Raw genomic sequence first — 22,294 nt, forward strand, 5'->3', positions numbered from 1 at the left:
CCGGGCGGGGGCGGTTGCGCGTCACGGCAGCTTGCGCAGGGCCGCCGTGGCCGCCACGGCCAGGCGGGGGTGGGACTGGGCGGTGGTGAGGGCCGGGCGGGCCGCGGGGTCGGCCAGGTCGCCGAGGGCTTCCACGCAGGCCACGGCCACCCGCCAGTACGGGTCGTTCGGGGAGAGCAGGCGGGTGAGGGTGGCGATCAGGGCGGGGGCCGACTCCGGGGCGCGCAGCTGCGCCAGCAGGCGGACGGCCGAGATCGCGTAGGCGGTGCGCAGCGGGTTGGTGGCCAGCGCGGCCGCCGCCCGGGCGGTGCGCGGGTCGCCGAGCCGCGCCAGCGCGTGCGCGGCCGAGACGCAGCGCGCCGGGTCCCGGTGGTTGAGCAGCAGGACCAGCGACTCGAAGGCCCGCCGGTCCCCCGCGCAGCCGAGCCGGAAGGCGGCCACCTCCCGGGCCCACAGCGGTTGTTCGAGGGCCGTCAGCACCCCGACCAGCTCCTGCGGCCCGGCCGCCAGCAGGGGCTCGCACGCGGCCCCGGCCTCGGCACGTATGCGCTCCGTGAACGCCCGTAGCTCTTCGTCGACCGTCTCCATGGGAAGCAGGGTAGGCGCGCGGCGGGGCCCGCGCGGCACACATCACTCGGGCCGCCCTCTTGGCAGGCTTGCTACTCGCGAGTTAATGTCGGCTCAGCACCTCCGAACGGGGTGCGCCCGCCCGGGGCGGCCTGGTGACGCAGCCTCCTCGGGTGATCGATCGGTTCGGCCGGTCCGGGTCCGCCCGCGACCGCCGCTTCTGCACGACGCAGCGACGTAGCGCCGGGACAGCGCACGTCGTCCGCTTGACGCAGCCTTCCGGACCCGAAGCCCCCGCGCGGTCGACTCCGCGCGCTCCGGCTCCCGTTCCGCCGTACGCACCGCACCGCCCGCACCTCCCCGCGCCCCGCACCCTCTTCGGCGCGCCGCGCGCCGGGCCCCTCAGTCGTCACTTCCTCATTCACTGGAGTCCCGCGATGGACCGTCAGTCCACTCCGCCCAGTCCGTCCCCCTTCGCCATCCAGACCGTCGCCGTGGTCGGCCTCGGCACGATGGGCACCGGCATCGCCGAAGTGCTCACCCGCGCCGGCCACGAGGTCATCGGCATCGACGTCAGCGAGGCCGCCGCGCGGTCCTGCGTGGCCGCGCTGGAGGCCTCCACGGCCCGCGCCGTGTCCCGCGAGCGCCTGACCGAGCAGGAGCGGCAGGACGTGCTGTCCCGTTTCCGCACCTTCGCCGACCTCCAGGCCGCCGCCCACGCCGACCTGGTGATCGAGGTCGTGCCCGAGTCGTACGAGCTCAAGCAGCAGGTCTTCGCGGCGCTGGACGCGATCGTCCGCCCGGACACCATCCTGGCCACCGGCACCAACGCGCTGTCGGTGACCCGGCTGGCGGCCGAGTCGCAGCGCCCCGAGCGGGTGCTGGGCCTGCACTTCTTCAACCCGGCGCCGGCCATGAAGCTGGTCGAGGTGGTCTCCTCGGTGCTGACCGCGCCGCCGGCCGTCGAGGCGGTCACCGCGCTGGCCCGGGCGCTGGGCAAGGAGCCGGTCACGGCCGGCGACCGCCCCGGCTTCGTCGCCGACGGCCTGCTCTTCGGCTACCTGAACCAGGCCGCGGCCATGTACGAGGCGAAGTACGCCTCCCGCGAGGACATCGACGCGGCGATGCGGCTGGGCTGCGGCCTGCCGATGGGCCCGCTGGCACTGCTCGACCTGATCGGCGTGGACACCGCGCGCACCGTCCTGGAGGCCATGTACGCGGCCTCCGGTGACCGGCTGCACGCCCCCGCGCCGGTCCTGGGCCACCTCGCCGAGGCCGGGCTGACCGGCCGCAAGGCGGGCCGGGGCTTCTACTCGTACGAGGCACCCGGCAGCGCCGAGGTGGTGCGGGACGCGCAGACCCCCCTGGAGGGCGGCGGCACCGGCGCCGGCCGGACGATCACCTCGGTGGGCGTGGCCGGCTCCGGCACCATGGCCTCCGGCATCGCCCAGGTCTTCGCGCAGGGCGGGTACGACGTGGTGCTGGCCGCCCGTACCCCGGAGAAGGCGGTCGCGGCCAAGGCCGCGATCGGCAAGTCCCTCGCGCGGATGGTCGACCGGGGCCGGATGACCCCCGAGGCCCGTGAGGAGGTGCTGGCCCGGATCTCGCCGGCCGAGTCCCTGGAAGAGGGCTTCGGCGGGGTGGACCTGGCGGTCGAGGCGGTCGCCGAGGACCTCGAGGTCAAGCAGATGCTCTTCGGCCGGCTGGACAAGGTCTGCAAGCCGGGCGCGGTGCTGGCCACCACCACCTCCTCGCTGCCGGTGATCGCGTGTGCGCGCGCCACCTCGCGGCCGCAGGACGTGATCGGCATGCACTTCTTCAACCCGGCGCCGGCCATGAAGCTGGTCGAGGTGGTCCGCACCGTGCTGACCGCGGACGACGTGCACGCCACCGTCCGCGAGGTCTGCGCGAAGATCCGCAAGCACCCGGTGGACTGCGGGGACCGGGCCGGGTTCATCGTGAACGCGCTGCTGTTCCCGTACCTGAACAACGCCATCAAGATGGTCGAGGAGCACTACGCCAGCCTCGACGAGATCGACGCCGCGATGAAGCTGGGCGGCGGCTACCCGATGGGCCCGTTCGAGCTGCTGGACGTGGTCGGCCTGGACGTCTCGCTGGCCATCGAGAAGGTCCTCCACAAGGAGTTCCGCGACCCGGGGCTGGCCCCGTCGCCGCTGCTGGAGCACCTGGTGGCGGCGGGCTGCCTGGGCCGCAAGACCGGCCGCGGCTTCCGTGAGTACGCCCGGAAGTAGCGGGCCGGACGCGTGGGGAGGACTCCTCGGGCCCTCAGGGCGGGCCGTACCCTCCGGGAGTCCTCCCCCGCATCCACCCCCTCCGGCGTGCTCTCCTGCGCAAATGCAGTACGTTCGCCTTATGTCCCAGTCCGCCAAGACCCCCCGTACCGCCGCCGCGCCCGAGGCCCAGGAGAGCACCGCGGGCACCCGTGCGGCCGCCCAGCGGCTCAAGATGCGGCGCGAGCTCGCCACCGCCGCGATGGAGCTGTTCGCTTCGAAGGGGTACGAGGCGACCACCGTCGACGAGATCGCCGCGACCGCCGGGGTGGCGCGACGGACCTTCTTCCGGCACTTCCGGTCCAAGGAAGAGGCGATCTTCCCGGACCACGACGACACCCTGATCCGCGCCGAGGCCGTGCTGGACGCGGCGCCGGCCCACGAGCACCCGCTGGACACGGTGTGCCGGGGGATCAAGGAGGTCATGAAGATGTACGCGGCCTCCCCCGCGGTCTCGGTGGAGCGCTACCGGCTCACCCGCGAGGTGCCCACCCTGCGGGAGCGGGAGATCGCCTCGGTGGCCCGGTACGAACGGCTCTTCACCCGCTACCTGCTCGCCCACTTCGACGAGCAGGACCACCACGACGGCAACGACGACCCGCTGCTGGCGGAGGTCGCGGCCTCGGCGGTGGTGACGGCCCACAACCACGTGCTGCGGCGCTGGCTGCGGGCCGGCGGCCAGGGGGACGTGGAGACCGAGCTGGACCACGCCTTCGCGATCGTGCGCAAGACCTTCGGTTCCGGGATCGGGGCCGGGCGGACCCTGAACGGCACCGCCACCGCGGCCGCCGAGCCGCCGGCCGCGGTGCGCACCGAGGGCGAGGTGCTGGTGGCGGTGGCGCGTACGGACGCCCCGCTGGACGAGGTCATGCGGACGATCGAGGAAGCCCTGCGCAAGAAGTGAGCCGCAGCTAGAAGAGCGATGTGACGGCCGTCTCCCGGTGACCGGGGGGCGGTCGTTTTCTTTTGTCCGGGTTGCCCCTACTCGCGGGTAACTCTGATCGATCATCGCTCATCTGCGCAGGTCAATGGGCAAATGAGAGAAAGTTTTGGCACTCGGTGCCTTGCCGAGTGACACGGGGTGCCATACGTTGAGCTCAGTCCGGACGTCCCCGCGGCCCGTGCCACCACATGCACGGGACGCGCCCCGGATGCCTGCGTCACCAGGCAACCCGCGCCCACCACAGCGCCCTTTCGCACCACCGCACCGCCGAACCGACGGCACACCTCCACCGGACCCACCCTCAGCGTTTCCCTCGACGCAACCTCGCCGGAGGCACCCACCGTGAAGGACATCCTGGACGCGATCCAGTCGCAGGCCGCGACGGCCGCCGACTACGCGGCCCTCCCGCTCCCCGACTCGTACCGCGCCATCACCGTCCACAAGGACGAGGCGGACATGTTCGAGGGGCTCACCAGCCGCGAGAAGGACCCGCGCAAGTCGCTCCACCTCGACAACGTCCCGCTGCCCGAACTGGGCCCGGGCGAGGCCCTGGTCGCAGTCATGGCCTCCTCGGTCAACTACAACTCGGTGTGGACCTCGATCTTCGAGCCGGTCTCCACCTTCTCCTTCCTGGAGCGCTACGGCCGCCTGTCGGAGCTCACCAAGCGCCACGACCTGCCGTACCACATCATCGGCTCCGACCTGGCGGGCGTCGTCCTGCGCACCGGCCCGGGCGTCAACGCCTGGAACCCGGGCGACGAGGTCGTCGCGCACTGCCTCTCCGTCGAGCTGGAGTCCTCCGACGGCCACAACGACACGATGCTCGACCCCGAGCAGCGCATCTGGGGCTTCGAGACCAACTTCGGCGGCCTGGCGGAGATCGCGCTCGTCAAGTCCAACCAGCTGATGCCCAAGCCGGACCACCTCACCTGGGAGGAGGCCGCCTCCCCGGGCCTGGTCAACTCCACCGCCTACCGCCAGCTGGTCTCCCGCAACGGCGCCGGCATGAAGCAGGGCGACAACGTCCTGATCTGGGGCGCCAGCGGCGGCCTCGGCTCCTACGCCACCCAGTTCGCGCTGGCCGGCGGCGCCAACCCGATCTGCGTGGTCTCCTCCCCGGAGAAGGCGGACATCTGCCGCGCCATGGGCGCCACCGCGGTCATCGACCGCAACGCCGAGGGGTACAAGTTCTGGAAGGACGAGAACACCCAGGACCCGCGCGAGTGGAAGCGGTTCGGCTCCAAGATCCGTGAGCTGACCGGCGGCGAGGACATCGACATCGTCTTCGAGCACCCGGGCCGCGAGACCTTCGGCGCCTCGGTCTACGTCACCCGCAAGGGCGGCACCATCACCACCTGCGCCTCGACCTCCGGCTACATGCACCAGTACGACAACCGCTACCTGTGGATGTCGCTGAAGAAGATCGTCGGCTCGCACTTCGCGAACTACCGCGAGGCGTGGGAGGCCAACCGCCTGATCGCCAAGGGCAAGATCCACCCCACCCTCTCGAAGGTCTACTCCCTCGAAGAGACCGGCCAGGCGGCGTACGACGTGCACCGCAACCTGCACCAGGGCAAGGTCGGCGTCCTCGCGCTGGCCCCCGAAGAGGGTCTGGGCGTCCGCGACCACGAGCTGCGCGCGCAGCACATCGACGCCATCAACCGCTTCCGCAACATCTGACCCGTCCCTGCTCCAGACCCAGCAGATCACAACGGCCTTGAGGATCGCCTGAGATGACAGAGCGCCAGAAGGACCGGCCGTGGCTCATGCGGACGTACGCGGGCCACTCCACGGCCGAGGCGTCCAACGAGCTGTACCGCCGCAACCTCGCCAAGGGGCAGACCGGCCTGTCGGTCGCGTTCGACCTGCCGACGCAGACCGGTTACGACCCCGACCACATCCTCGCCCGCGGCGAGGTCGGACGGGTGGGCGTGCCGGTGTCCCACCTCGGTGACATGCGACGGCTGTTCCAGGACATCCCCCTGGAGCAGATGAACACCTCGATGACGATCAACGCCACCGCCATGTGGCTGCTGGCGCTCTACCAGGTGGCCGCCGAGGAGCAGGGCGCGGACATCTCCCAGCTCCAGGGCACCACCCAGAACGACATCGTCAAGGAGTACCTCTCCCGCGGGACGCACGTCTTCCCGCCCGGGCCGAGCCTGCGCCTGACGACGGACATGATCGCGTACACGGTCAACAACATCCCGAAGTGGAACCCGATCAACATCTGCAGCTACCACCTGCAGGAGGCGGGCGCCACCCCGGTCCAGGAGATCTCGTACGCCATGTCCACGGCGATCGCCGTGCTGGACTCGGTCCGCGACTCGGGGCAGGTCCCGGCGGACCGGTTCGGCGAGGTCGTCGCCCGCATCTCGTTCTTCGTGAACGCGGGCGTCCGCTTCATCGAGGAGATGTGCAAGATGCGCGCCTTCGGCCGCATCTGGGACCAGGTCACCCGGGAGCGGTACGGCATCGAGAACGCCAAGCAGCGGCGCTTCCGCTACGGCGTCCAGGTCAACTCGCTCGGTCTGACCGAGGCCCAGCCGGAGAACAACGTCCAGCGGATCGTGCTCGAGATGCTGGCCGTCACCCTCTCCAAGGACGCCCGGGCCCGCGCGGTCCAGCTGCCGGCCTGGAACGAGGCGCTGGGGCTGCCCCGGCCCTGGGACCAGCAGTGGTCGCTGCGCATCCAGCAGGTCCTGGCGCACGAGAGCGACCTGCTGGAGTACGAGGACATCTTCGCGGGCTCGCACGTGATCGAGGCCAAGGTCGAGGCGCTGGTCGCCGACTGCCTGGCCGAGATCGCCCGGATCGAGGAGATGGGCGGCGCGATGGCCGCCGTCGAGTCCGGCTACCTCAAGTCCCAGCTGGTCTCCTCGCACGCCGAGCGGCGGGCCCGGATCGAGGCCGGCGAGGACAAGATCGTCGGGGTGAACATCTTCGAGACCACCGAGGAGAACCCGCTCACCGCCGACCTGGACACCGCGATCATGACGGTGGACGGCCGGGTCGAGGCCAAGGTCCGCGACGGCATCGTGCGCTGGAAGGCCGAGCGGCAGGAGTCCACCGAGCGGCAGGGCGGCGGCGACCCGTTCGTCTTCCCCACCACCCAGCAGGCGCTGGAGCGGCTGAAGGAGGCCGCGGCGGGCGACGAGAACCTGATGGAGGCCACGCTGGAGTGCGCGCGTGCGGGCGTCACCACCGGCGAGTGGGCCGGGGCGCTGCGCGAGGTCTTCGGCGAGTTCCGTGCCCCGACCGGGGTCTCCTCCGCCCCGGTGGCGGTCACCGCGGAGCCGGGCACCCCGCTCGCCGAGGTCCGTGAGAAGGTCGCCCGGACCGCCGACGAGCTGGGTAGCGGCCGGCTGCGGCTGCTGGTCGGCAAGCCGGGCCTGGACGGCCACTCCAACGGCGCCGAGCAGATCGCGGTGCGGGCCCGCGACGCCGGGTTCGAGGTGGTCTACCAGGGCATCCGGCTCACCCCGGAGCAGATCGTCAACGCGGCGCTGGCCGAGGACGTGCACTGCGTCGGCCTGTCGATCCTGTCCGGATCGCACGGCGAGCTGGTCCCGGACGTCCTGGAGCGGCTGCGTACGGCGGGGGCGCCCGACATCCCCGTCATCGTCGGCGGCATCATTCCCAACGCCGACGCGGAGGAATTGCGCGCGGCCGGTGTGGCCGCCGTCTTCACCCCGAAGGACTTCGGTATCACGGAGATCATCGGCCGTATCGTCGACGAGATCCGCATCGCGAACAAGCTCAGCCCCCTCGAAATCTCGGAGGTCTCCGCATGACCCAGCCCCTGCACCCGGTGAACCGGCTGCGTCCCCGCCGCTCCTGCCTCGCGGTGCCGGGTTCCAACCCGCGCTTCCTGGAGAAGGCCCAGGGGCTGCCGGCCGACCAGGTCTTCCTCGACCTCGAGGACGCCTGCGCGCCGCTCGCCAAGGAGGGCGCCCGCCACACGATCGTGGACGCGCTGAACAACGGCGACTGGACGGGCAAGACCCGGGTCGTGCGGGTCAACGACTGGACCACCCACTGGACCTACCGCGACGTGATCACCGTCGTCGAGGGCGCGGGCCAGAACCTCGACTGCATCATGCTGCCGAAGGTGCAGGACGCCCAGCAGGTGGTGGCCCTGGACCTGCTGCTCACGCAGATCGAGAAGACCATGGGCTTCGAGGTCGGCAAGATCGGCATCGAGGCGCAGATCGAGAACGCCAAGGGCCTGGTGAACGTCGACGAGATCGCCGCCGCCTCCCCGCGCCTGGAGACCATCATCTTCGGCCCGGCCGACTTCATGGCCTCGATCAACATGAAGTCCCTGGTCGTGGGCATGCAGCCGCCCGGCTACCCGGCGGACGCCTACCACTACATCCTCATGCGGATCCTGATGGCGGCCCGCACCCACAACCTCCAGGCCATCGACGGCCCCTTCCTCCAGATCCGCGACGTGGACGCGTACCGCGAGGTGGCCGGCCGGGCCGCCGCGCTGGGCTTCGACGGCAAGTGGGTGCTGCACCCGGGCCAGGTCGACGCGGCCAACGAGGTCTTCTCCCCCTCCCAGGAGGACTACGACCACGCCGAGCTGATCCTCGACGCGTACGACTGGTGCACCTCGGAGGCCGGCGGCAAGAAGGGCTCCGCGATGCTCGGCGACGAGATGATCGACGAGGCCAGCCGCAAGATGGCCCTGGTCATCGCGGGCAAGGGCCGGGCCGCCGGGATGCAGCGCACCACCAAGTTCGAGATCCCGGAGGGCTAGGCCATGCAGTTCGGACGCACCTACGAAGAGTTCGAGATCGGCGCCGTGTACAAGCACTGGCCCGGCAAGACGGTCACCGAGTACGACGACCACCTCTTCTGCCTGCTCACCATGAACCACCACCCGCTGCACATGGACGTGAACTACGCGGAGAACACCACGGACTTCGGCAAGAACGTGGTGGTGGGCAACTACATCTACTCGCTGCTGCTGGGCATGTCCGTGCCGGACGTCTCCGGCAAGGCCATCGCCAACCTGGAGATCGAGTCGCTGCGGCACGTGGCGCCGACCTTCCACGGCGACACCATCTACGGCGAGACCACGGTCCTGGACAAGACCCCCTCGAAGTCGAAGAACGACCGCGGGATCGTCTACGTCGAGACCAAGGGCTACAAGCAGGACGGCACCCTCGTCTGCGTCTTCCGGCGCAAGGTGATGGTCCCGACCGAGACGTACATCAAGGAGCGCGGCGGCGAGCAGCCCGGCCGGCCCCAGCTGAAGGAACAGGGGAAGTAGCCATGGCACGACTCGCCCAGACCGCCGGGCTCACCGAGGTCCAGCAGGAGATCCTCAAGACCGTCCGCGAATTCGTGGACAAGGAGATCATCCCGGTCGCGACCGAGCTGGAGCACCGCGACGAGTACCCGCAGCAGATCGTGGACGGGCTCAAGGAGCTCGGCCTGTTCGGCCTGATGATTCCCGAGGAGTACGGCGGTCTCGGTGAGTCGCTGCTCACCTACGCGCTGTGCGTGGAGGAGATAGCGCGGGGCTGGATGTCCGTCTCGGGCATCATCAACACGCACTTCATCGTGGCGTACATGCTCAAGCAGCACGGCACGCAGGAGCAGAAGGACCACTTCCTGCCGCGGATGGCGCTGGGCGAGGTGCGTGGCGCGTTCTCGATGTCGGAGCCGGGGCTCGGCTCGGACGTGTCGGCCATCACGTCCAAGGCCGTCAAGGACGGCGACGAGTACGTCCTCAACGGCCAGAAGATGTGGCTGACCAACGGCGGCTCCTCCACGCTGGTGGCCGTGCTGGTGCGGAGTGACGAAGGACACCCCGAGGGCACCGCCCCGCACAAGTCGATGACCACCTTCCTCGTCGAGAAGGAGCCGGGCTTCGGTGAGGTCCGTCCGGGCCTGACCATCCCGGGCAAGATCGACAAGATGGGCTACAAGGGCGTCGACACCACCGAGCTCATCATGGACGGACTGCGCATTCCGGCCAATCGGGTCCTTGGCGGCACCACCGGCCGAGGGTTTTACCAAATGATGGACGGGGTCGAGGTCGGCCGCGTCAACGTGGCGGCCCGTGGCTGTGGCGTCGCTCAGCGTGCCTTCGAGTTGGGCGTGGGATATGCCCAGCAACGTCACACTTTCGGCAAGGCGATCGCCGAGCACCAGGCGATCCAGTTCAAGCTGGCCGAGATGGCTACCAAGGTCGAGGCCGCCCATGCGATGATGGTCAACGCAGCACGCAAAAAGGACTCCGGGGAACGAAACGACCTCGAAGCAGGGATGGCGAAGTACCTCGCCTCCGAATACTGCAAGGAAGTCGTGGAGGACGCCTTCCGCATCCACGGTGGATACGGCTTCTCGAAGGAGTACGAGATCGAGCGCCTCTACCGGGAGGCCCCGATGCTGCTGATCGGTGAAGGTACCGCCGAGATCCAGAAAATGATCATTGGGCGTCGCCTGCTCGAGGAGTACCGGCTCCAGGGCTGAAAGTCCCTTTTGTGGCGGATGGTCCGCGAGAAGGGTCACACCCTGTCACTGGCTTCCGGCCACCGACTCGGCTTCTGGCTTGCCCAGTTGTTGCGCGCAACCGATAGCATTCCAGTTAAAGCCGCCGTCCCGTCCCCCGTTTGCGGCGCGGCATCATCCGCTACGAAGGTCATCCATGCCCCACAGCCAAACCTCTGCACACCGCGACAGCCTCAACGGCGTACGCCTCGCGCGCGGAGCATCGCCGTGGCTTCTGCCGACCGTCGCCACCGCGGCGCTCAGCCTGTCCCGGGCCCGCAAGTCCGGACGCTGGGCCGCGGTGGCCGTGCCCACCACCGCTCTGGCGGCGGGCATGCTGTGGTTCTTCCGCGATCCCGAGCGCGAGATCGCTCCGGGCCGCGTCATCTCCCCCGCCGACGGTGTGGTGCAGAGCATCATGCCGTGGAAGGACGGCCGGACCCGGGTCGCGATCTTCATGAGCCCGCTCAACGTCCACGTCAACCGCGCGCCGCTGGCCGGCACCGTGACGTCCGTCGAGCACGTCCCCGGCGGGTTCGTCCCGGCGTTCAACAAGGAGAGCGAGAACAACGAGCGCGTTGTCTGGCACTTCGACACCGAGCTCGGCGACATCGAGATGGTGCAGATCGCGGGTGCAGTGGCCCGCCGCATCGTCCCGTACATCCCTCAGGGCACCAAGGTGGAACAGGGCGAACGCATCGGTCTGATCCGCTTCGGTTCGCGCGTCGACATCTACCTCCCCGAGGGCGTCGAGGTCGCGGTCGAGGTCGGTCAGGCCACGACGGCGGGGGTGACTCGCATTGACCGTGACTGATCCGGAGACTCCGGCGACCGGCTGGGTGCCGGAGGCCGTGGAAGAGGAGTCCGACGACGACATGCCGCTCTCGCTGCGGCTGTCGATAGCGGACACCCTCACTCTCGGCAACGCCACCTGCGGCTTCATGGCGGTGTACTTCACCACCACCGGCATCCTCATCCCGCACCTCACGGGCAGTGACGAGTCGGGTATGGCCCGTCACAGCGCCGCGACCGCGGTGATACTGATGCTGCTGGCCGCGATCTTCGACCTGTGCGACGGGCTGGTGGCGCGCAAGCTCCGCAGCTCGCCGATGGGCGCCGAGCTGGACAACCTCTCGGACCTGATCAGCTTCGGCCTGGCCCCCGCGTACTTCGTGCTCGTCTACGGCATGGTCGCCGACGACGCGCACCAGCGGATGTCGGCGCTCGCGGCGATCGTGGTGCTGCTCGCCGTCGTCCTCAGACTCGCGAGATTCAGCTGCGTGACGATGAAGGACGGCATGTTCCAGGGCATGCCGAGCCCCTTCGGAGCACTGACGGTCGTCTCGATCGTGCTGCTGGAGCTGCCGTTCGTGCCGACCCTGCTGGCGATCGTCGGCGTGGCCTGGCTGATGGTGAGCCGGGTCGAGTACCCCAAGCCGCGGGGTGTCCTCGCGGTGGCGATGCTCAGCTGGATCGTCGGTGCGATGGGGCTGCTGGCGGCCTGGGCGTTCGACGCGCCGGGCGGTCAGCTGCTGCTCCAGACGGGCTGTGCGCTGCAGATCGTGCTCGCCGCGACCATCCCGCTCTTCGCGACCACCCGCCGGGTGAACACCTTCCGGCACAACCGTCGCGAGGCCCGTGCGGGTGCGGCGGAGCCGGTGAAGGTGGCCCAGCCGTAACGGCCGGCCGTACGGAGTGGGCGAGGGCCCCGGATGCCATGGCGGCGTCCGGGGCCCTTCGCCTTTCGTCAGCCCCGGCCCCGCTTGTGCCGGGCCCGCCCGTACGCGTACAACCCGGTCACCAGCACCGACACGGCACACCAGCCGCCCAGCCCCACGCCGACCCATTCCCATGCACTCACCGGCGGCTCCCGTCATGACGCAGCGGACAGGCACCTGAGTGGTACCCGGCGGGGGCGGCGTGATGCCGGGCCGAGTGGGTGGTGTCGTCCGGTACGCCCGCACCGCCGGCGGCGGACGGCTTACGTGCCCCCGGTCACCTCGGCGCCGGGCCGCGGCGGGTACACGCGGGCGCGGTGGCCCTGGTACGAGCGGATCTCGGCCCCTCGGTCGGAGCGGTCGACCAGCCCGTAGAACGCCTCCGCCCGGTCGCGCGAATGCCGGGAGGCCCGGAGGGCGTCGAGGAAGTCCAGGAGGGTGCGCAGCGGGGCCTGCGCCATCAGTTCCATGATCGCGCTCTGCCGGGTGGCGGGGAGCCGCCCCAGGTGGTCGTCGAACAGGTGTCGCAGACTCCCCGACCGGGTGTCGTCCATGAGGTCGTACAAGGGCTCCCGAGCAAGGCCGTCACGCCCCTGACAGGCCAGTTCCGCAAGGACCGGCAGGAGCTCGTTCGGGGAGCCGTCGGCTGCTTCCCGCAGGCCGGGCACCACCGGATCGCCCCCGTCGGCCAGGTTGTCGATCATCTCCAACACCTCGTCGAGCTGCCCGCTGACGTGGACGAGGAACGCCAGCAGGTCCTGCGACGCGTACCAGCGCGCACCGGACCAGTGCCGGTGCAGCGCGGCCAGCTCGGCCACGGACCGGGACTCGGCGAGGCAGAGCATCGCCTCGAACCCCATGCGGTCGGAGCCGGCCCCCAGCAGGTCGCCGAGATGACCCACGACGTCGACGGGACGGGTCCGTGCCACGTCCCGGATCAAGGTTTGCGCCCGGTGCTCCCAGCCGCTCTGCCCGAGCCACCGGACCACCTCGCAGACGTCCTCCGCCGGACTGGTCGCCGCGACGTCGGCCAGGGCCCGGCCCAGGCCCCGGGTGTCCGACGCCGCGTCGAGCCCGGCCAGGTGCTGCAACAGCTCGCCGATCGGCAGCTCGGCAGCCCCGGACGCCCTGCGCCGCAGGGCGGCGATCTCCTCCTCGAGCCCCCGTACCCGCCCTTCAAGGGCCGCGCAGCGCGACTCCGCCTCCGAACGGAGCGCCGCCGTGTCCGCCAGGTCGGCGCGGAGTCGGGCGATCTCCGACCGGAGGGCTTCGCGGGCGGAGCGGGCCGCGGCTTCGGCGGTGAGGGCGAGGTCGCGCCGGGCGGCGGCGGTGTCGGCGGACCAGTCGCGGCGGAGCTGCGAGAGTTCCGCCCGGGCCGCGTCGGCCTCGGCCTCGCGCTTCTCCAGGAGGTCGTGCAGGGCCTCCTGCTGGCGGGCCAGGCGCTCGACCGTGCGGCGGGAGCGGTCCATCTCGCGGCGCAGCCGCTCCAGCTCGTGGGCGGCCGGGTCGGTGGCGCCGAGTGCGGCCAGCCGCAGGTCGTGGACGGCGGCCCGGGCCCCGTCCGTGAGCGGGGCGCCGCGCTGCCGGCCGACCTCCCGGATCAGCCGGTCCACGAAGTCCTCGGTGGCCAGCCGCCGGCCGTTCAGGTAGCGGGAGACCGAGGACTCCTCCAGGCCCACCCGGACCCCGTAGGCGGCCTGGGAGACGCCGAGGGTCGTGAACAGGGCCCGCAAGGCCCTGCCCAGCTCCGCAACCTCCGGCACCTCCCCCCGCTCCACGGCCGAGGAAGTGGCAGCTGGGCGGTCGATCTCAGGCATCAGCGGTCCCCCGTACGCCTTGCCACCGCAGTGGCAACCCCTTGCGACCTGTCGCACGCTATCGGGCCTGCCCAGGCTGAGCAGCGTCAACCAGCCGAACCGGGAAGGACCGGACCGACCGTGAACGCTCCCTGGGGATCCCTCCTCGCCACCGCCCGCTGGGCGGCCCGCGTGCTCATCGTGGGACTGGCGCTGCTGCCCGTCCTGATCGTCACCGCGGCGTCCGTGCCCGCCCTGCTCGTGCTGCCGTTCTCGCGCCGCCGCAGCGCGCAGGCGGCCGCGATCGTGCGGCAGCTGACCGCCTGGACCCGCGCCCTGCTGGCCGGCAGCCGCGAGCGGTAGCCGCCGGGTACGCGAAGGCCCCCGCACCGGATCGGTGCGGGGGCCTTCGGGTGCCCGGCTACAGCACGTCGGCCGCGATGTTCGCCGCGACCCGCTCCAGCAGCGGGCCCGCGTTCGCGATGCACACGGCCGGGTCGGGCTCGAGCTCGGTCAGCGGGTAGGCCCGGCGGATGCCGGCCGCCGTCAGGGCGTCCTGGGTGAGCAGCAGCCGGCCGCAGACCGCGACGACCTCCTTGCCCGCCGCCCGCGCCGCGGCGGCCACGCCCGCCGGGGCCTTGCCGTGCAGGGTCTGCTCGTCGAGGGAGCCCTCGCCGGTGATGACCAGGGTGGCCCGCTCCAGCGCCGGGGCGAAGCCCAGCACCTCCAGCATCAGCTCGATGCCGGGCCGGAAGCTCGCCCCGACCAGCAGCGCGCCGTAGCCGATGCCGCCGGCGCCGCCGGCGCCCGGGGAGGCGGCGAGCTCGGCGGCCTTGGGGCCGATCGCCTTCTCCAGGACCTGCGCGTAGTGCGCCAGGGCCGCGTCGAGGGTGGCCACGTCCTCGGGGGTGGCGCCCTTCTGCGGGCCGTAGACGGCCGCGCAGCCCTTGGGGCCGGTGAGCGGGTTGTCCACGTCGCTGGCGAGGACGAAGTCCACCTCGGCGAAGCGCGGGTCCACACCCGAGAGGTCGGCCGTGGCCAGCTGCGCCAGGGCGCCGCCGCCCGGGCCGACCGGCTCGCCGTCGGCGTCCAGGAACACCGCGCCGAGCGCGGCGAGCATGCCCGCGCCGCCGTCGGTGGTGGCGCTGCCGCCCACGCCGAAGACGATCGTGCGGGCGCCCGCGTCCAGGGCGGCCTTGAGGACTTCACCGGAGCCGTACGTGCTGGCGGTCAGCGGGGCGAAGACGCCCTTGGGGAGCAGCTGGAGCCCGGAGGCCTCGGCCATCTCCACCACGGCGGTGCCCTCGCGCAGCGCGAAGGCGGCCGTGACCTGCTCGCCGAGCGGGCCGGTGACCCGTACCTCCCGGCGTTCGAAACCGGCCGCCACCGCGGCCGCTACCGTGCCGTCGCCACCGTCCGCGACGGGGAGGGTTTCGACCTCCACGTCGGGGACGGCCGAGCGAAGGCCGGCCGTCACCCGCTCCGCGACCTGAACGGCCGTGAGCGAGCCCTTGAATTTGTCCGCGGCGATGAGAACGCGCGCGGCCACAGTTACTGCCCCGTCCGTCACCTTGCTAATCCCTTGCTTTCGAACGTGCAGTCGCGCCACCCCGAGCCTATCCGGAGGATCCTCCTATGCCCATGGGTGGCCTGGGCCACACCCGGCGCGCCACGCCGGAAAATGGTGATATTCACCCCCATAGTGGGGCGGCATGAGCGTGGATTCAGTGGAGCGGACACCCCCGGAGCTGCCTCCCGGGGACCAAGGGGCGGACACTCCGGACCGTACCGTGGTCATCATCGGGGTGGTGGCGGTCCTGGCGGTGGTCGCCTGGGCCGCCCTGGCCAAGGGCTCCTTCGACACCGCGTCGAGCACCGCGCTGAAGTGGGTGTTGGCCAATTTCGCCTGGCTCTTCGTCATCGCCGCCGACGTCTTCCTGGTGATGTGCGTGGTGCTGGCGGCCGGCCGGTTCGGCCGGGTCCGGCTCGGGGCGGACGACGCGGAGCCGGAGTTCACCAACCTCGCGTGGATCGCGATGATGTTCAGCGCCGGCATGGGCATCGGCCTGATGTTCTACGGGGTCGGCGAGCCGCTGCAGCACTACCTGGCCCCGCCGCCGGCCACCGGCGCGGCCCCCGGGACCGGTGGCGCGGCCCGGGCGGCCCTGGAGTACTCGTTCTTCCACTGGACGCTCACCCCCTGGGCGATCTACGGCATCGCGGGGCTGGCACTGGCGTACGCGACCTTCCGCAAGGGCCGCGGCAACCGGCTCAGCTCGGCCTTCGTCCCGCTGATGGGCGCGCGCCGGGCGGACGGCTGGCAGGGCAAGGCCATCGACCTGCTCGCGGTCTTCGCCACCGTCTTCGGCACCGCCACCAGCCTCGGGCTCGGCGCCCTCCAGGTGGCCGAGGGCCTGAACATCACGGCGGGGGTGGAGGACTCCACCGCGCTGGAGCTGATCATCATCGGCTCCCTCTCGGCGGCCTTCGTGCTGTCGGCCTTCTCGGGCCTCCACAAGGGCGTGAAGTGGCTGAGCACGATCAACATCGTGCTGGCCGGGGCCCTGATGCTCTTCGTCTTCCTGCTCGGCCCGACCGTCTACGTCCTGGACGTGATCCCGGCCAGCGTCGGCAACTACCTGTACCAGCTGCTGCCGATGGCCAGCCGGACCGGCGCCTTCACCGACCGCACCTGGCTGGGCGCCTGGACGATCTTCTACTGGGCCTGGTGGCTCTCCTGGGCGCCCTTCGTCGGCACCTTCATCGCCCGCATCTCCAAGGGCCGCACCATCCGGGAGTTCCTGGTCGGCGTGCTGCTGGTGCCCAGCGGCGCGACCGTCGTGTGGTTCTGCGTGATGGGCGGCACCGCGATCCGGCTGGACTCCACCGGCGCCGCCGACCTGGCGGCCCGGGTCAAGGACGGGCCGGAGGCCTCGCTCTTCGCGATGCTGGACGCCCTGCCGCTGGGCACCGTCACCTCGTACCTGGCGATGATCCTGGTCATGACGTACTTCGTCACCAGCGCGGACTCCGCCTCGCTGGTGATGGGCTCGCTGACCAGCCGGGGCTCGCTGCACCCGCCGACCTGGCTGGTGGTGACCTGGGGCGTGCTGATGGCCGCGGTGGCGGCCGTCCTGCTGGTCGCGGGCGGGCTGAAGTCGCTGCAGACGGCGACGATCCTGGTCGCGCTGCCGTTCGTGATCGTGATGCTGCTGCTGTGCTGGGCGCTGGTGAAGGAACTGCGGGAGGACCCGGGCGCGGGCCCGGCCCGGCACCCGGCGCTGCACGGCATGCGGGACGCCGTCCGCGCGATGGTCGGCGACGCCATCACCGAGCAGGGCACCGACCGCCACCCCCGGCTGCGCCGCGCCGCCGAGGCCCGCCGCGACCGCGAGGACCGCGGCGAGTAGCCGCTCGTCCAGCCGGGCCCGGCCCGCTTCCGGGCGGCAGCGGATTACGGTGGAGGGGACGGACGCAGGCCGCGGGGCCGAGGGGGCTCCCGGCGGGAAGGGGTGCCGTGACCGAGCGCAAACCACCGGGCGTGAGCTTCGAGTCCTGGGTCGACCACCAGATCCGCACGTCCCAGGAGCGCGGCGAGTTCGCCGAGCTGCCGGGCTTCGGGAAGCCGCTGCCGGGGATCGAGGAACCGTACGACGAGCTGTGGTGGATCCGGCGGAAGATGGCCCAGGAGGGCGTGACGGGCATGCTGCCGCCGGCCCTGGCGCTCCGCAAGGAGATCGAGGACGCCTTGGCGGCGGTGGCCTCGGCGCCCTCCGAGCGGGCCGTCCGGGCCCTGCTGGAGCCCCTGAACGAGAAGATCACCACGATGCTGCTGCGCCCGCCGCCGGGTCCCCCGCTGGGCCGCCGCCGCATCGACGTCGAGGAGGCGGTCCGCGAGTGGCGGGCCGCCCGTGACGGGGGGCCTTCCGGGGCCTGACCGGCGGCCGGTCGGGGGCGCCGCCTCAGGCGACGGAGAGCCCGTGCCGGCGGGACCAGTCGCGCAGGGCCGCGGCGATCTCCGCCGGCCGGTCCTCCGGTGCCTGGTGGCCCGCGGGCCCGCAGGCGGCGACCTCCAGGGCGGCGACGTGCCGCTCGCACCAGGCCGTCAGCTCGGGGCCGATCATCAGGGTGGGCGAGGAGTCGAAGGTCAGCAGCAGCTTGGGCACGTCACGGCTGGCCGCGAGCCAGGCGTCGTACGCCTCCACCCGTGCGATGACGTCCGCCGGCTCGCCCCCGACCGGCATCGCGCGCGGCCACTGGAGCAGCGGCCGGCGGCTCTGCGGGGTCGGGTAGGGGGCCCGGTACACCTCCCGGTCGGCCTCGGACAGGCCGCCGAGCACGGTCTGCGCGAAGGAGTCGAGGAAGACGTTCCGCTCGAGCACCAGCTCCTCGCCGGTGCCCGGCTCCTTGAAGGCCTTGAACCGGTCGCGCGCCGCCGCCGGGTACTCGTCCCAGGTCATGGGCCGCAGGATGGTCTCCATGAAGGCCACGCCCCGGACCGGGCCGGGGTGCCGGGCGGCCCGGTCGAAGGCGAGGGCCCCTCCCCAGTCCAGGCCGACCAGTACGGCGTCGGTGAGGCCGAGGGCGTCGAACCAGGCGTCCAGGTACCGGGCCTGGTCGTCGAAGGTGTAGGCGATGTCCGGCTTCCCCGAGCGGCCCATGCCGATCAGGTCCGGGGCGAGCAGCCGGCCGTGCCCCGCCAGCCCCGGCAGCACGTGCCGCCAGACGTACGAGGACGTGGGGTTGCCGTGCAGGAAGACGAACGGGACGCCGGTCCCGCGGTCCTCGTAGTACATCGTCGAATCCAGTACGCGGATCTCGGGCATGACGGTCCCTCGCTCTTCCCAAATCGGTAGTGACACTAACGTTCGTGGCACCAACGAACATAGATGGTTAGTGGCACTAACGCAATGGCCTAGGGTGACGGCATGACTGCGACCCCCGACCGGCTCCGGGCCCTGCCCAGCAGGCTGCTGTCCCTGTCCGCGATGCACGCCGACCGGCTGGTCGGCGAAGCGCTGGCCGCCGAGGACTCCCGCAAGTGGCACTACGCCGTGCTGGCCGCACTCGAGGAGTCCGGGGCCGCCAGCCAGGCCGAACTCAGCACCCGCACCCGCGTGCACCGCAGCGACCTGGTCGCGGTGATCAACGAACTCGGCGCCCGGGGGCTGGTGGAGCGCACGCCCGACCCGGCCGACCGCCGGCGCAACGTCATCACCATCACGGAGCGGGGCGGCGCCCGCCTGCGCCGGCTCGACACGCTCCTGGCCTCCGTCCAGGACGAGCTGCTCGCGCCCCTCGACCCGGCCGAGCGCCGGGAGCTCACCCGGCTCCTCACCCGCCTGACGGACCACCACGCGCGGGCCGGCACCCCCGCCCCCGAGGCCTAGGCTGGGCCCGTGACGACGACAGACACGTACGCCGCGTACATCGCCTCCCTGCCCAAGGTCCTGGCCGGGGCCGCCGCGCTCTTCCGGGACGCGGAGGGGCGGGTGCTGCTGGTCGAGCCCAACTACCGCGAGGGGTGGGCGCTGCCCGGCGGCACCATCGAGTCGGACGAGGGCGAGTCGCCCCGCGCCGCGGCGCGGCGGGAGACCGCCGAGGAGATCGGGCTGGACCTGCCGCTCGGCCGGCTGCTCGCGGTGGACTGGGTCCGCGGCAGCGCCCGGCCGCCGCTGGTGGCGTACGTGTACGACGGCGGGGTGCTGTCGGCCGGGCAGTTGGCGGCGATCCGGCTGCAGGAGGCGGAGCTGCTGTCGTGGCGGCTGGTGCCGGCGACCGAGCTGACGGCGTACCTGCCGGGGGCGTTGGGGTTGCGGATCGAGGCGGCGTACGAGGTGCTTGAGACCGGGGCGGGGCCGCTGGAGCTGGAGGACGGGCGGGTCGTGGCGGCCTGACCGCCGCCGCCGTCCCCCTACCGTGGCCCCCGCGTCTCAAACTCCCCCAGCTACCGCTGGGAGGTGCCCCCAGCGAGGCTGCTGGGGTCCACCCCCTCAGAACAGCCCGTCCTCTCCCCCGCTCTCGAACGCCAGCAGTCGCTGCTTGCGGCCGATGCCGCCGCCGTAGCCGGTCATCGAGCCGGAGGAGCCGATCACGCGGTGGCAGGGGACGATGATGCCGACCGGGTTCTTGCCGTTGGCCAGGCCGACCGCCCTCGAGGCGCCCGGCTTGCCGAGCTTCGCGGCCAGTTCGCCGTACGACCAGGTCTCGCCGTACGGGATGCGGGTCAGCTGCTCCCAGACGCTGCGCTGGAAGTCGGTGCCCTCCATCCGCAGCGGCAGGTCGAAGGTGGTCAGCTCGCCCGCGAAGTACGCCGTCAGCTGGCGTACGACCTCGGGGAAGGGCCCCTCGGCGGGCGGGACCCGCTCGCCGAAGGCCTCCTCCGGCGGGCGGTGGCGCTGTTCGGTCATGTAGAGGCCGCACAGGACGCCGTCGGTGGCGACCAGCGTGAGCGGGCCGTACGGGCTGTCGACGACGGTGTGGATCCGGGCGGAGCCGGTCGAGGGGCCGGTGGTGCGTGCCATGGAGATCGTTCCTCGGGTCGGTCGGGAGCTGCGGGCGGTCGGTCCGGCAGCCGGTCGGTCGGGGCTGCCCGGCCGCGGCCGGTCGGGCAGGGGCCGCGGGCCGGTCAGGCCGGTCAGGCCGGTCAGGCCGGGAGTCGGTTGATGGGGTGGTCGTCGGTGGCCCACAGGTACTGGGTCGCGTACGCGCGCCAGGGGCGCCAGGCGGCGGCCCTGGCGGTCAGGGCGGCGGGGGTGTGGGGCAGGCCCAGGCCCTGTGCCGCGCGCCGCAGGCCGAGGTCGCCCGGCAGGAAGGCGTCCGGGTCCCCCAGGGCCCTCATCGCGATCACCTCGACGGTCCAGGGCCCGAAGCCGGGCAGTCCGGCGAGCAGCGCGCGGGCCTGGTCCCAGTCGCTGTCGATGCCCAGCGGCAGGGAGCCGTCGGCGAGCGCGCCGACCAGGGTGGTCAGGGTGGTGCGCCGGCTCTTGGGCAGGGCCAGGGTCCCGGGGTCGAGGGCGGCCAGCGCCTCGGGCGAGGGGAAGAGGTGCGTGAGGCCGCCGCCGGGGTCCTCGACGGGCTCGCCGTGGGCGGTGACCAGACGGCCCGCGTGGGTGCGGGCCGCCGCCGTGGAGACCTGCTGGCCGAGGACGGCCCGGACCGCGAACTCGGCCGCGTCGACGGTGCGCGGCACCCGGCGGCCGGGGGCCTTGGCGACCAGCGGGGCGAGCAGCGGGTCGGTGCGCAGCTGGTCGTCGACCGCCTCCGGGTCGGCGTCCAGGTCGAGCATCCAGCGGCAGCGGCTGATGGCGATGGTCAGGTCCCGCAGGTCGGTCAGGGCCAACTGGCAGCCGATGTAGTGCGGTTGCGGGGTGAGGGTGGCGACGCCGGTGCCGTACGGGAGCCGCAGCGTGCGGCGGTACGCGCCGTCGCGCCACTCCTCGACCCCGGGTACGGCGGTGGCGGCGAGGTGGCCGAAGAGGTTGTCGGGGTTGAGCGGGGCCCGGTACGGCAGCCGCAGCGAGAGCACGCCGGGGGCCTGGGGCGCGGCGGGGGCGCCGGGCCGGCGGGACCGGCCGGCCCGGGAGCGCAGCTCGCTCGGGGAGAGCGCGAAGACCTCCCGCACGGTGTCGTTGAAGGTCCTGATGGAGGCGAAGCCGGCGGCGAACGCGACGTCGGCCATGGGGAGTTCGGTGGTCTCGATGAGCAGCCGGGCGGTCTGGGCGCGCTGGGCCCGGGCCAGCGCGAGGGGGCCGGCGCCGAGCTCGGCGTTGAGCTGCCGCTCGATCTGGCGGGTGGAGTAGCCCAGGCGGCGGGCCAGGCCGGGGACGCCCTCGCGGTCCACGACGCCGTCGCGGATCAGGCGCATGGCGCGGGCCACCGCGTCGGCGCGGGCGTTCCACTCGGGGGAACCGGGGCTGGTGTCCGGCCGGCACCGCTTGCAGGCCCGGAAGCCGGCCTGCTGGCAGGCGGCGGCGCTGGGCAGGAAGGTCATGTTCTCGACCTTCGGCGGCACGGCCGGGCAGCTGGGCCGGCAGTAGATCCGGGTGGTCAGGACGGCGGTGAAGAACCACCCGTCGAACCGGGGATCCTTCGACTGCACGGCGCGGACGCAGCGCTCGGTGTCGGTGTGCATGCTTCTAGCCTCCGGCATGGGCGGGGTCGGGGCTGGCGGTTTTCCGACATCGAGCCCGCCGCCGCGCCGGGTCCCAGTATCCCCGACCCCCCGCCGGCACGCCCCGGCCTACCCAGCGCGGCCCCGCTGTCCCCTTACCCAGCCGCGCCGGCGTGGGCTGTCCCCCCTACCAGCCTCGCCGGCGTTTGAGGCGCGGGGTCCGGGGCGGAGCCCCGAAACCCCGTCGCGGAGCGGCGGGGCCGGGGGCTCCGGGGGCAGCCGCCCACCGGTTTCGGAGACCTGGAAGGACCCGGGCGAGATCGAGCCGGTCGTCACGGTCAGGATGAAGCGCCAGGCGC

General features: G+C 72.1%; 20 protein-coding genes. 14 read left to right on the forward strand and 6 right to left on the reverse strand.

Features of this window, described 5'->3' with window-relative positions:
- Positions 1–21: 21 nt before the first annotated feature.
- The gene (locus AB0O40_RS13640) at positions 22–588 is read right to left on the reverse strand and encodes an adenylosuccinate lyase (RefSeq protein ID WP_365039680.1); all 567 of its coding nucleotides are present in this window, start codon (positions 586–588) and stop codon (positions 22–24) included.
- A 416-nt stretch (positions 589–1,004) separates the two neighbouring features.
- On the opposite strand from AB0O40_RS13640, the gene AB0O40_RS13645 reads away from it, so the two are divergent.
- From AB0O40_RS13645 to pssA, 9 genes are all read left to right on the forward strand, one after another.
- Positions 1,005–2,819, forward strand: a complete 1,815-nt coding sequence (locus AB0O40_RS13645) for a 3-hydroxyacyl-CoA dehydrogenase family protein (RefSeq protein ID WP_365039682.1) — start codon at positions 1,005–1,007, stop codon at positions 2,817–2,819.
- 121 nt (positions 2,820–2,940) lie between these two features.
- Complete coding sequence (locus AB0O40_RS13650) at positions 2,941–3,762, forward strand: TetR family transcriptional regulator (protein ID WP_365039685.1); 822 nt, start codon at positions 2,941–2,943, stop codon at positions 3,760–3,762.
- Between the two features lie 381 nt (positions 3,763–4,143).
- Positions 4,144–5,481, forward strand: a complete 1,338-nt coding sequence (gene ccrA / locus AB0O40_RS13655; RefSeq protein ID WP_365039688.1) for a crotonyl-CoA carboxylase/reductase — start codon at positions 4,144–4,146, stop codon at positions 5,479–5,481.
- Positions 5,482–5,534: 53 nt separating this feature from the next.
- Positions 5,535–7,595, forward strand: coding sequence for a protein meaA (locus AB0O40_RS13660; protein ID WP_365039691.1), 2,061 nt, complete (start codon positions 5,535–5,537; stop codon positions 7,593–7,595).
- Positions 7,592–8,566: a CoA ester lyase gene (locus tag AB0O40_RS13665; protein ID WP_365039694.1), complete on the forward strand. Its 975-nt coding sequence runs from the start codon at positions 7,592–7,594 to the stop codon at positions 8,564–8,566. Before AB0O40_RS13660 ends, AB0O40_RS13665 begins: the two co-directional genes overlap by 4 nt.
- Before the next feature lie 3 nt (positions 8,567–8,569).
- Complete coding sequence (locus AB0O40_RS13670) at positions 8,570–9,082, forward strand: MaoC family dehydratase (protein ID WP_056562929.1); 513 nt, start codon at positions 8,570–8,572, stop codon at positions 9,080–9,082.
- Between the two features lie 2 nt (positions 9,083–9,084).
- Positions 9,085–10,290, forward strand: coding sequence for an acyl-CoA dehydrogenase family protein (locus AB0O40_RS13675; RefSeq protein WP_365039697.1), 1,206 nt, complete (start codon positions 9,085–9,087; stop codon positions 10,288–10,290).
- Between the two features lie 175 nt (positions 10,291–10,465).
- Positions 10,466–11,122, forward strand: a complete 657-nt coding sequence (locus AB0O40_RS13680) for a phosphatidylserine decarboxylase (protein WP_365039700.1) — start codon at positions 10,466–10,468, stop codon at positions 11,120–11,122.
- 25 nt (positions 11,123–11,147) lie between these two features.
- The gene (gene pssA / locus AB0O40_RS13685) at positions 11,148–11,987 is read left to right on the forward strand and encodes a CDP-diacylglycerol--serine O-phosphatidyltransferase (RefSeq protein WP_365039735.1); all 840 of its coding nucleotides are present in this window, start codon (positions 11,148–11,150) and stop codon (positions 11,985–11,987) included.
- Positions 11,988–12,289: 302 nt separating this feature from the next.
- On the opposite strand, the gene AB0O40_RS13690 is transcribed toward pssA, so the two are convergent.
- Positions 12,290–13,843: a helix-turn-helix domain-containing protein gene (locus tag AB0O40_RS13690; RefSeq protein ID WP_365039703.1), complete on the reverse strand. Its 1,554-nt coding sequence runs from the start codon at positions 13,841–13,843 to the stop codon at positions 12,290–12,292.
- A gap of 120 nt (positions 13,844–13,963) precedes the next feature.
- Between AB0O40_RS13690 and AB0O40_RS13695 the strand changes: the two genes are divergently transcribed.
- A complete protein-coding gene (locus tag AB0O40_RS13695; protein ID WP_365039706.1) occupies positions 13,964–14,185 on the forward strand; it encodes a dTMP kinase in 222 nt (73 codons plus the stop codon).
- Positions 14,186–14,243: 58 nt separating this feature from the next.
- Here AB0O40_RS13695 and AB0O40_RS13700 read toward each other — a convergent pair whose 3' ends face one another.
- On the reverse strand, positions 14,244–15,392 hold the full coding sequence (locus AB0O40_RS13700; protein ID WP_365039709.1) for a glycerate kinase: 1,149 nt from the start codon (positions 15,390–15,392) through the stop codon (positions 14,244–14,246).
- A gap of 142 nt (positions 15,393–15,534) precedes the next feature.
- Between AB0O40_RS13700 and AB0O40_RS13705 the strand changes: the two genes are divergently transcribed.
- On the forward strand, positions 15,535–17,232 hold the full coding sequence (locus AB0O40_RS13705; RefSeq protein ID WP_365039712.1) for a BCCT family transporter: 1,698 nt from the start codon (positions 15,535–15,537) through the stop codon (positions 17,230–17,232).
- 107 nt (positions 17,233–17,339) lie between these two features.
- Entirely contained in the window at positions 17,340–17,759 is a 420-nt protein-coding gene (locus AB0O40_RS13710; RefSeq protein ID WP_365039715.1) for a DUF1992 domain-containing protein, read from the forward strand.
- A 25-nt stretch (positions 17,760–17,784) separates the two neighbouring features.
- Here the strand turns inward: AB0O40_RS13710 and AB0O40_RS13715 are convergent, their stop codons facing one another.
- Positions 17,785–18,648 carry a haloalkane dehalogenase gene (locus AB0O40_RS13715; RefSeq protein ID WP_365039718.1) on the reverse strand — a complete coding sequence of 288 codons (864 nt, stop codon included), beginning with the start codon at positions 18,646–18,648 and terminating at the stop codon, positions 17,785–17,787.
- 102 nt (positions 18,649–18,750) lie between these two features.
- Here AB0O40_RS13715 and AB0O40_RS13720 point away from each other — a divergent pair, with 102 nt between their 5' ends.
- A complete protein-coding gene (locus tag AB0O40_RS13720) occupies positions 18,751–19,212 on the forward strand; it encodes a MarR family transcriptional regulator (RefSeq protein ID WP_365039721.1) in 462 nt (153 codons plus the stop codon).
- A 9-nt stretch (positions 19,213–19,221) separates the two neighbouring features.
- The gene (locus tag AB0O40_RS13725; protein WP_365039724.1) at positions 19,222–19,719 is read left to right on the forward strand and encodes an NUDIX hydrolase; all 498 of its coding nucleotides are present in this window, start codon (positions 19,222–19,224) and stop codon (positions 19,717–19,719) included.
- Between the two features lie 96 nt (positions 19,720–19,815).
- Here the strand turns inward: AB0O40_RS13725 and AB0O40_RS13730 are convergent, their stop codons facing one another.
- On the reverse strand, positions 19,816–20,346 hold the full coding sequence (locus AB0O40_RS13730) for a methylated-DNA--[protein]-cysteine S-methyltransferase (protein ID WP_365039727.1): 531 nt from the start codon (positions 20,344–20,346) through the stop codon (positions 19,816–19,818).
- A 122-nt stretch (positions 20,347–20,468) separates the two neighbouring features.
- Positions 20,469–21,956, reverse strand: coding sequence for an AlkA N-terminal domain-containing protein (locus AB0O40_RS13735; RefSeq protein ID WP_365039730.1), 1,488 nt, complete (start codon positions 21,954–21,956; stop codon positions 20,469–20,471).
- Between the last annotated feature and the right edge of the window lie 338 nt (positions 21,957–22,294).

It is taken from the genome of Streptomyces sp. NPDC089919 (assembly GCF_040684615.1).
In the GTDB taxonomy this organism is placed as follows: Bacteria; Actinomycetota; Actinomycetes; order Streptomycetales; family Streptomycetaceae; genus Streptomyces.

Coding starts and splice junctions, on each gene's coding strand:
- AB0O40_RS13640 (WP_365039680.1), bottom strand. CDS start 588: ATGGAGACGGTCGACGAAGAGCTACGGGCGTTCACGGAGCGCATACGT.
- AB0O40_RS13645 (WP_365039682.1), top strand. CDS start 1,005: ATGGACCGTCAGTCCACTCCGCCCAGTCCGTCCCCCTTCGCCATCCAG.
- AB0O40_RS13650 (WP_365039685.1), top strand. CDS start 2,941: ATGTCCCAGTCCGCCAAGACCCCCCGTACCGCCGCCGCGCCCGAGGCC.
- AB0O40_RS13660 (WP_365039691.1), top strand. CDS start 5,535: ATGACAGAGCGCCAGAAGGACCGGCCGTGGCTCATGCGGACGTACGCG.
- AB0O40_RS13665 (WP_365039694.1), top strand. CDS start 7,592: ATGACCCAGCCCCTGCACCCGGTGAACCGGCTGCGTCCCCGCCGCTCC.
- AB0O40_RS13670 (WP_056562929.1), top strand. CDS start 8,570: ATGCAGTTCGGACGCACCTACGAAGAGTTCGAGATCGGCGCCGTGTAC.
- AB0O40_RS13675 (WP_365039697.1), top strand. CDS start 9,085: ATGGCACGACTCGCCCAGACCGCCGGGCTCACCGAGGTCCAGCAGGAG.
- AB0O40_RS13680 (WP_365039700.1), top strand. CDS start 10,466: ATGCCCCACAGCCAAACCTCTGCACACCGCGACAGCCTCAACGGCGTA.
- AB0O40_RS13690 (WP_365039703.1), bottom strand. CDS start 13,843: ATGCCTGAGATCGACCGCCCAGCTGCCACTTCCTCGGCCGTGGAGCGG.
- AB0O40_RS13705 (WP_365039712.1), top strand. CDS start 15,535: ATGAGCGTGGATTCAGTGGAGCGGACACCCCCGGAGCTGCCTCCCGGG.
- AB0O40_RS13715 (WP_365039718.1), bottom strand. CDS start 18,648: ATGCCCGAGATCCGCGTACTGGATTCGACGATGTACTACGAGGACCGC.
- AB0O40_RS13720 (WP_365039721.1), top strand. CDS start 18,751: ATGACTGCGACCCCCGACCGGCTCCGGGCCCTGCCCAGCAGGCTGCTG.
- AB0O40_RS13730 (WP_365039727.1), bottom strand. CDS start 20,346: ATGGCACGCACCACCGGCCCCTCGACCGGCTCCGCCCGGATCCACACC.
- AB0O40_RS13735 (WP_365039730.1), bottom strand. CDS start 21,956: ATGCACACCGACACCGAGCGCTGCGTCCGCGCCGTGCAGTCGAAGGAT.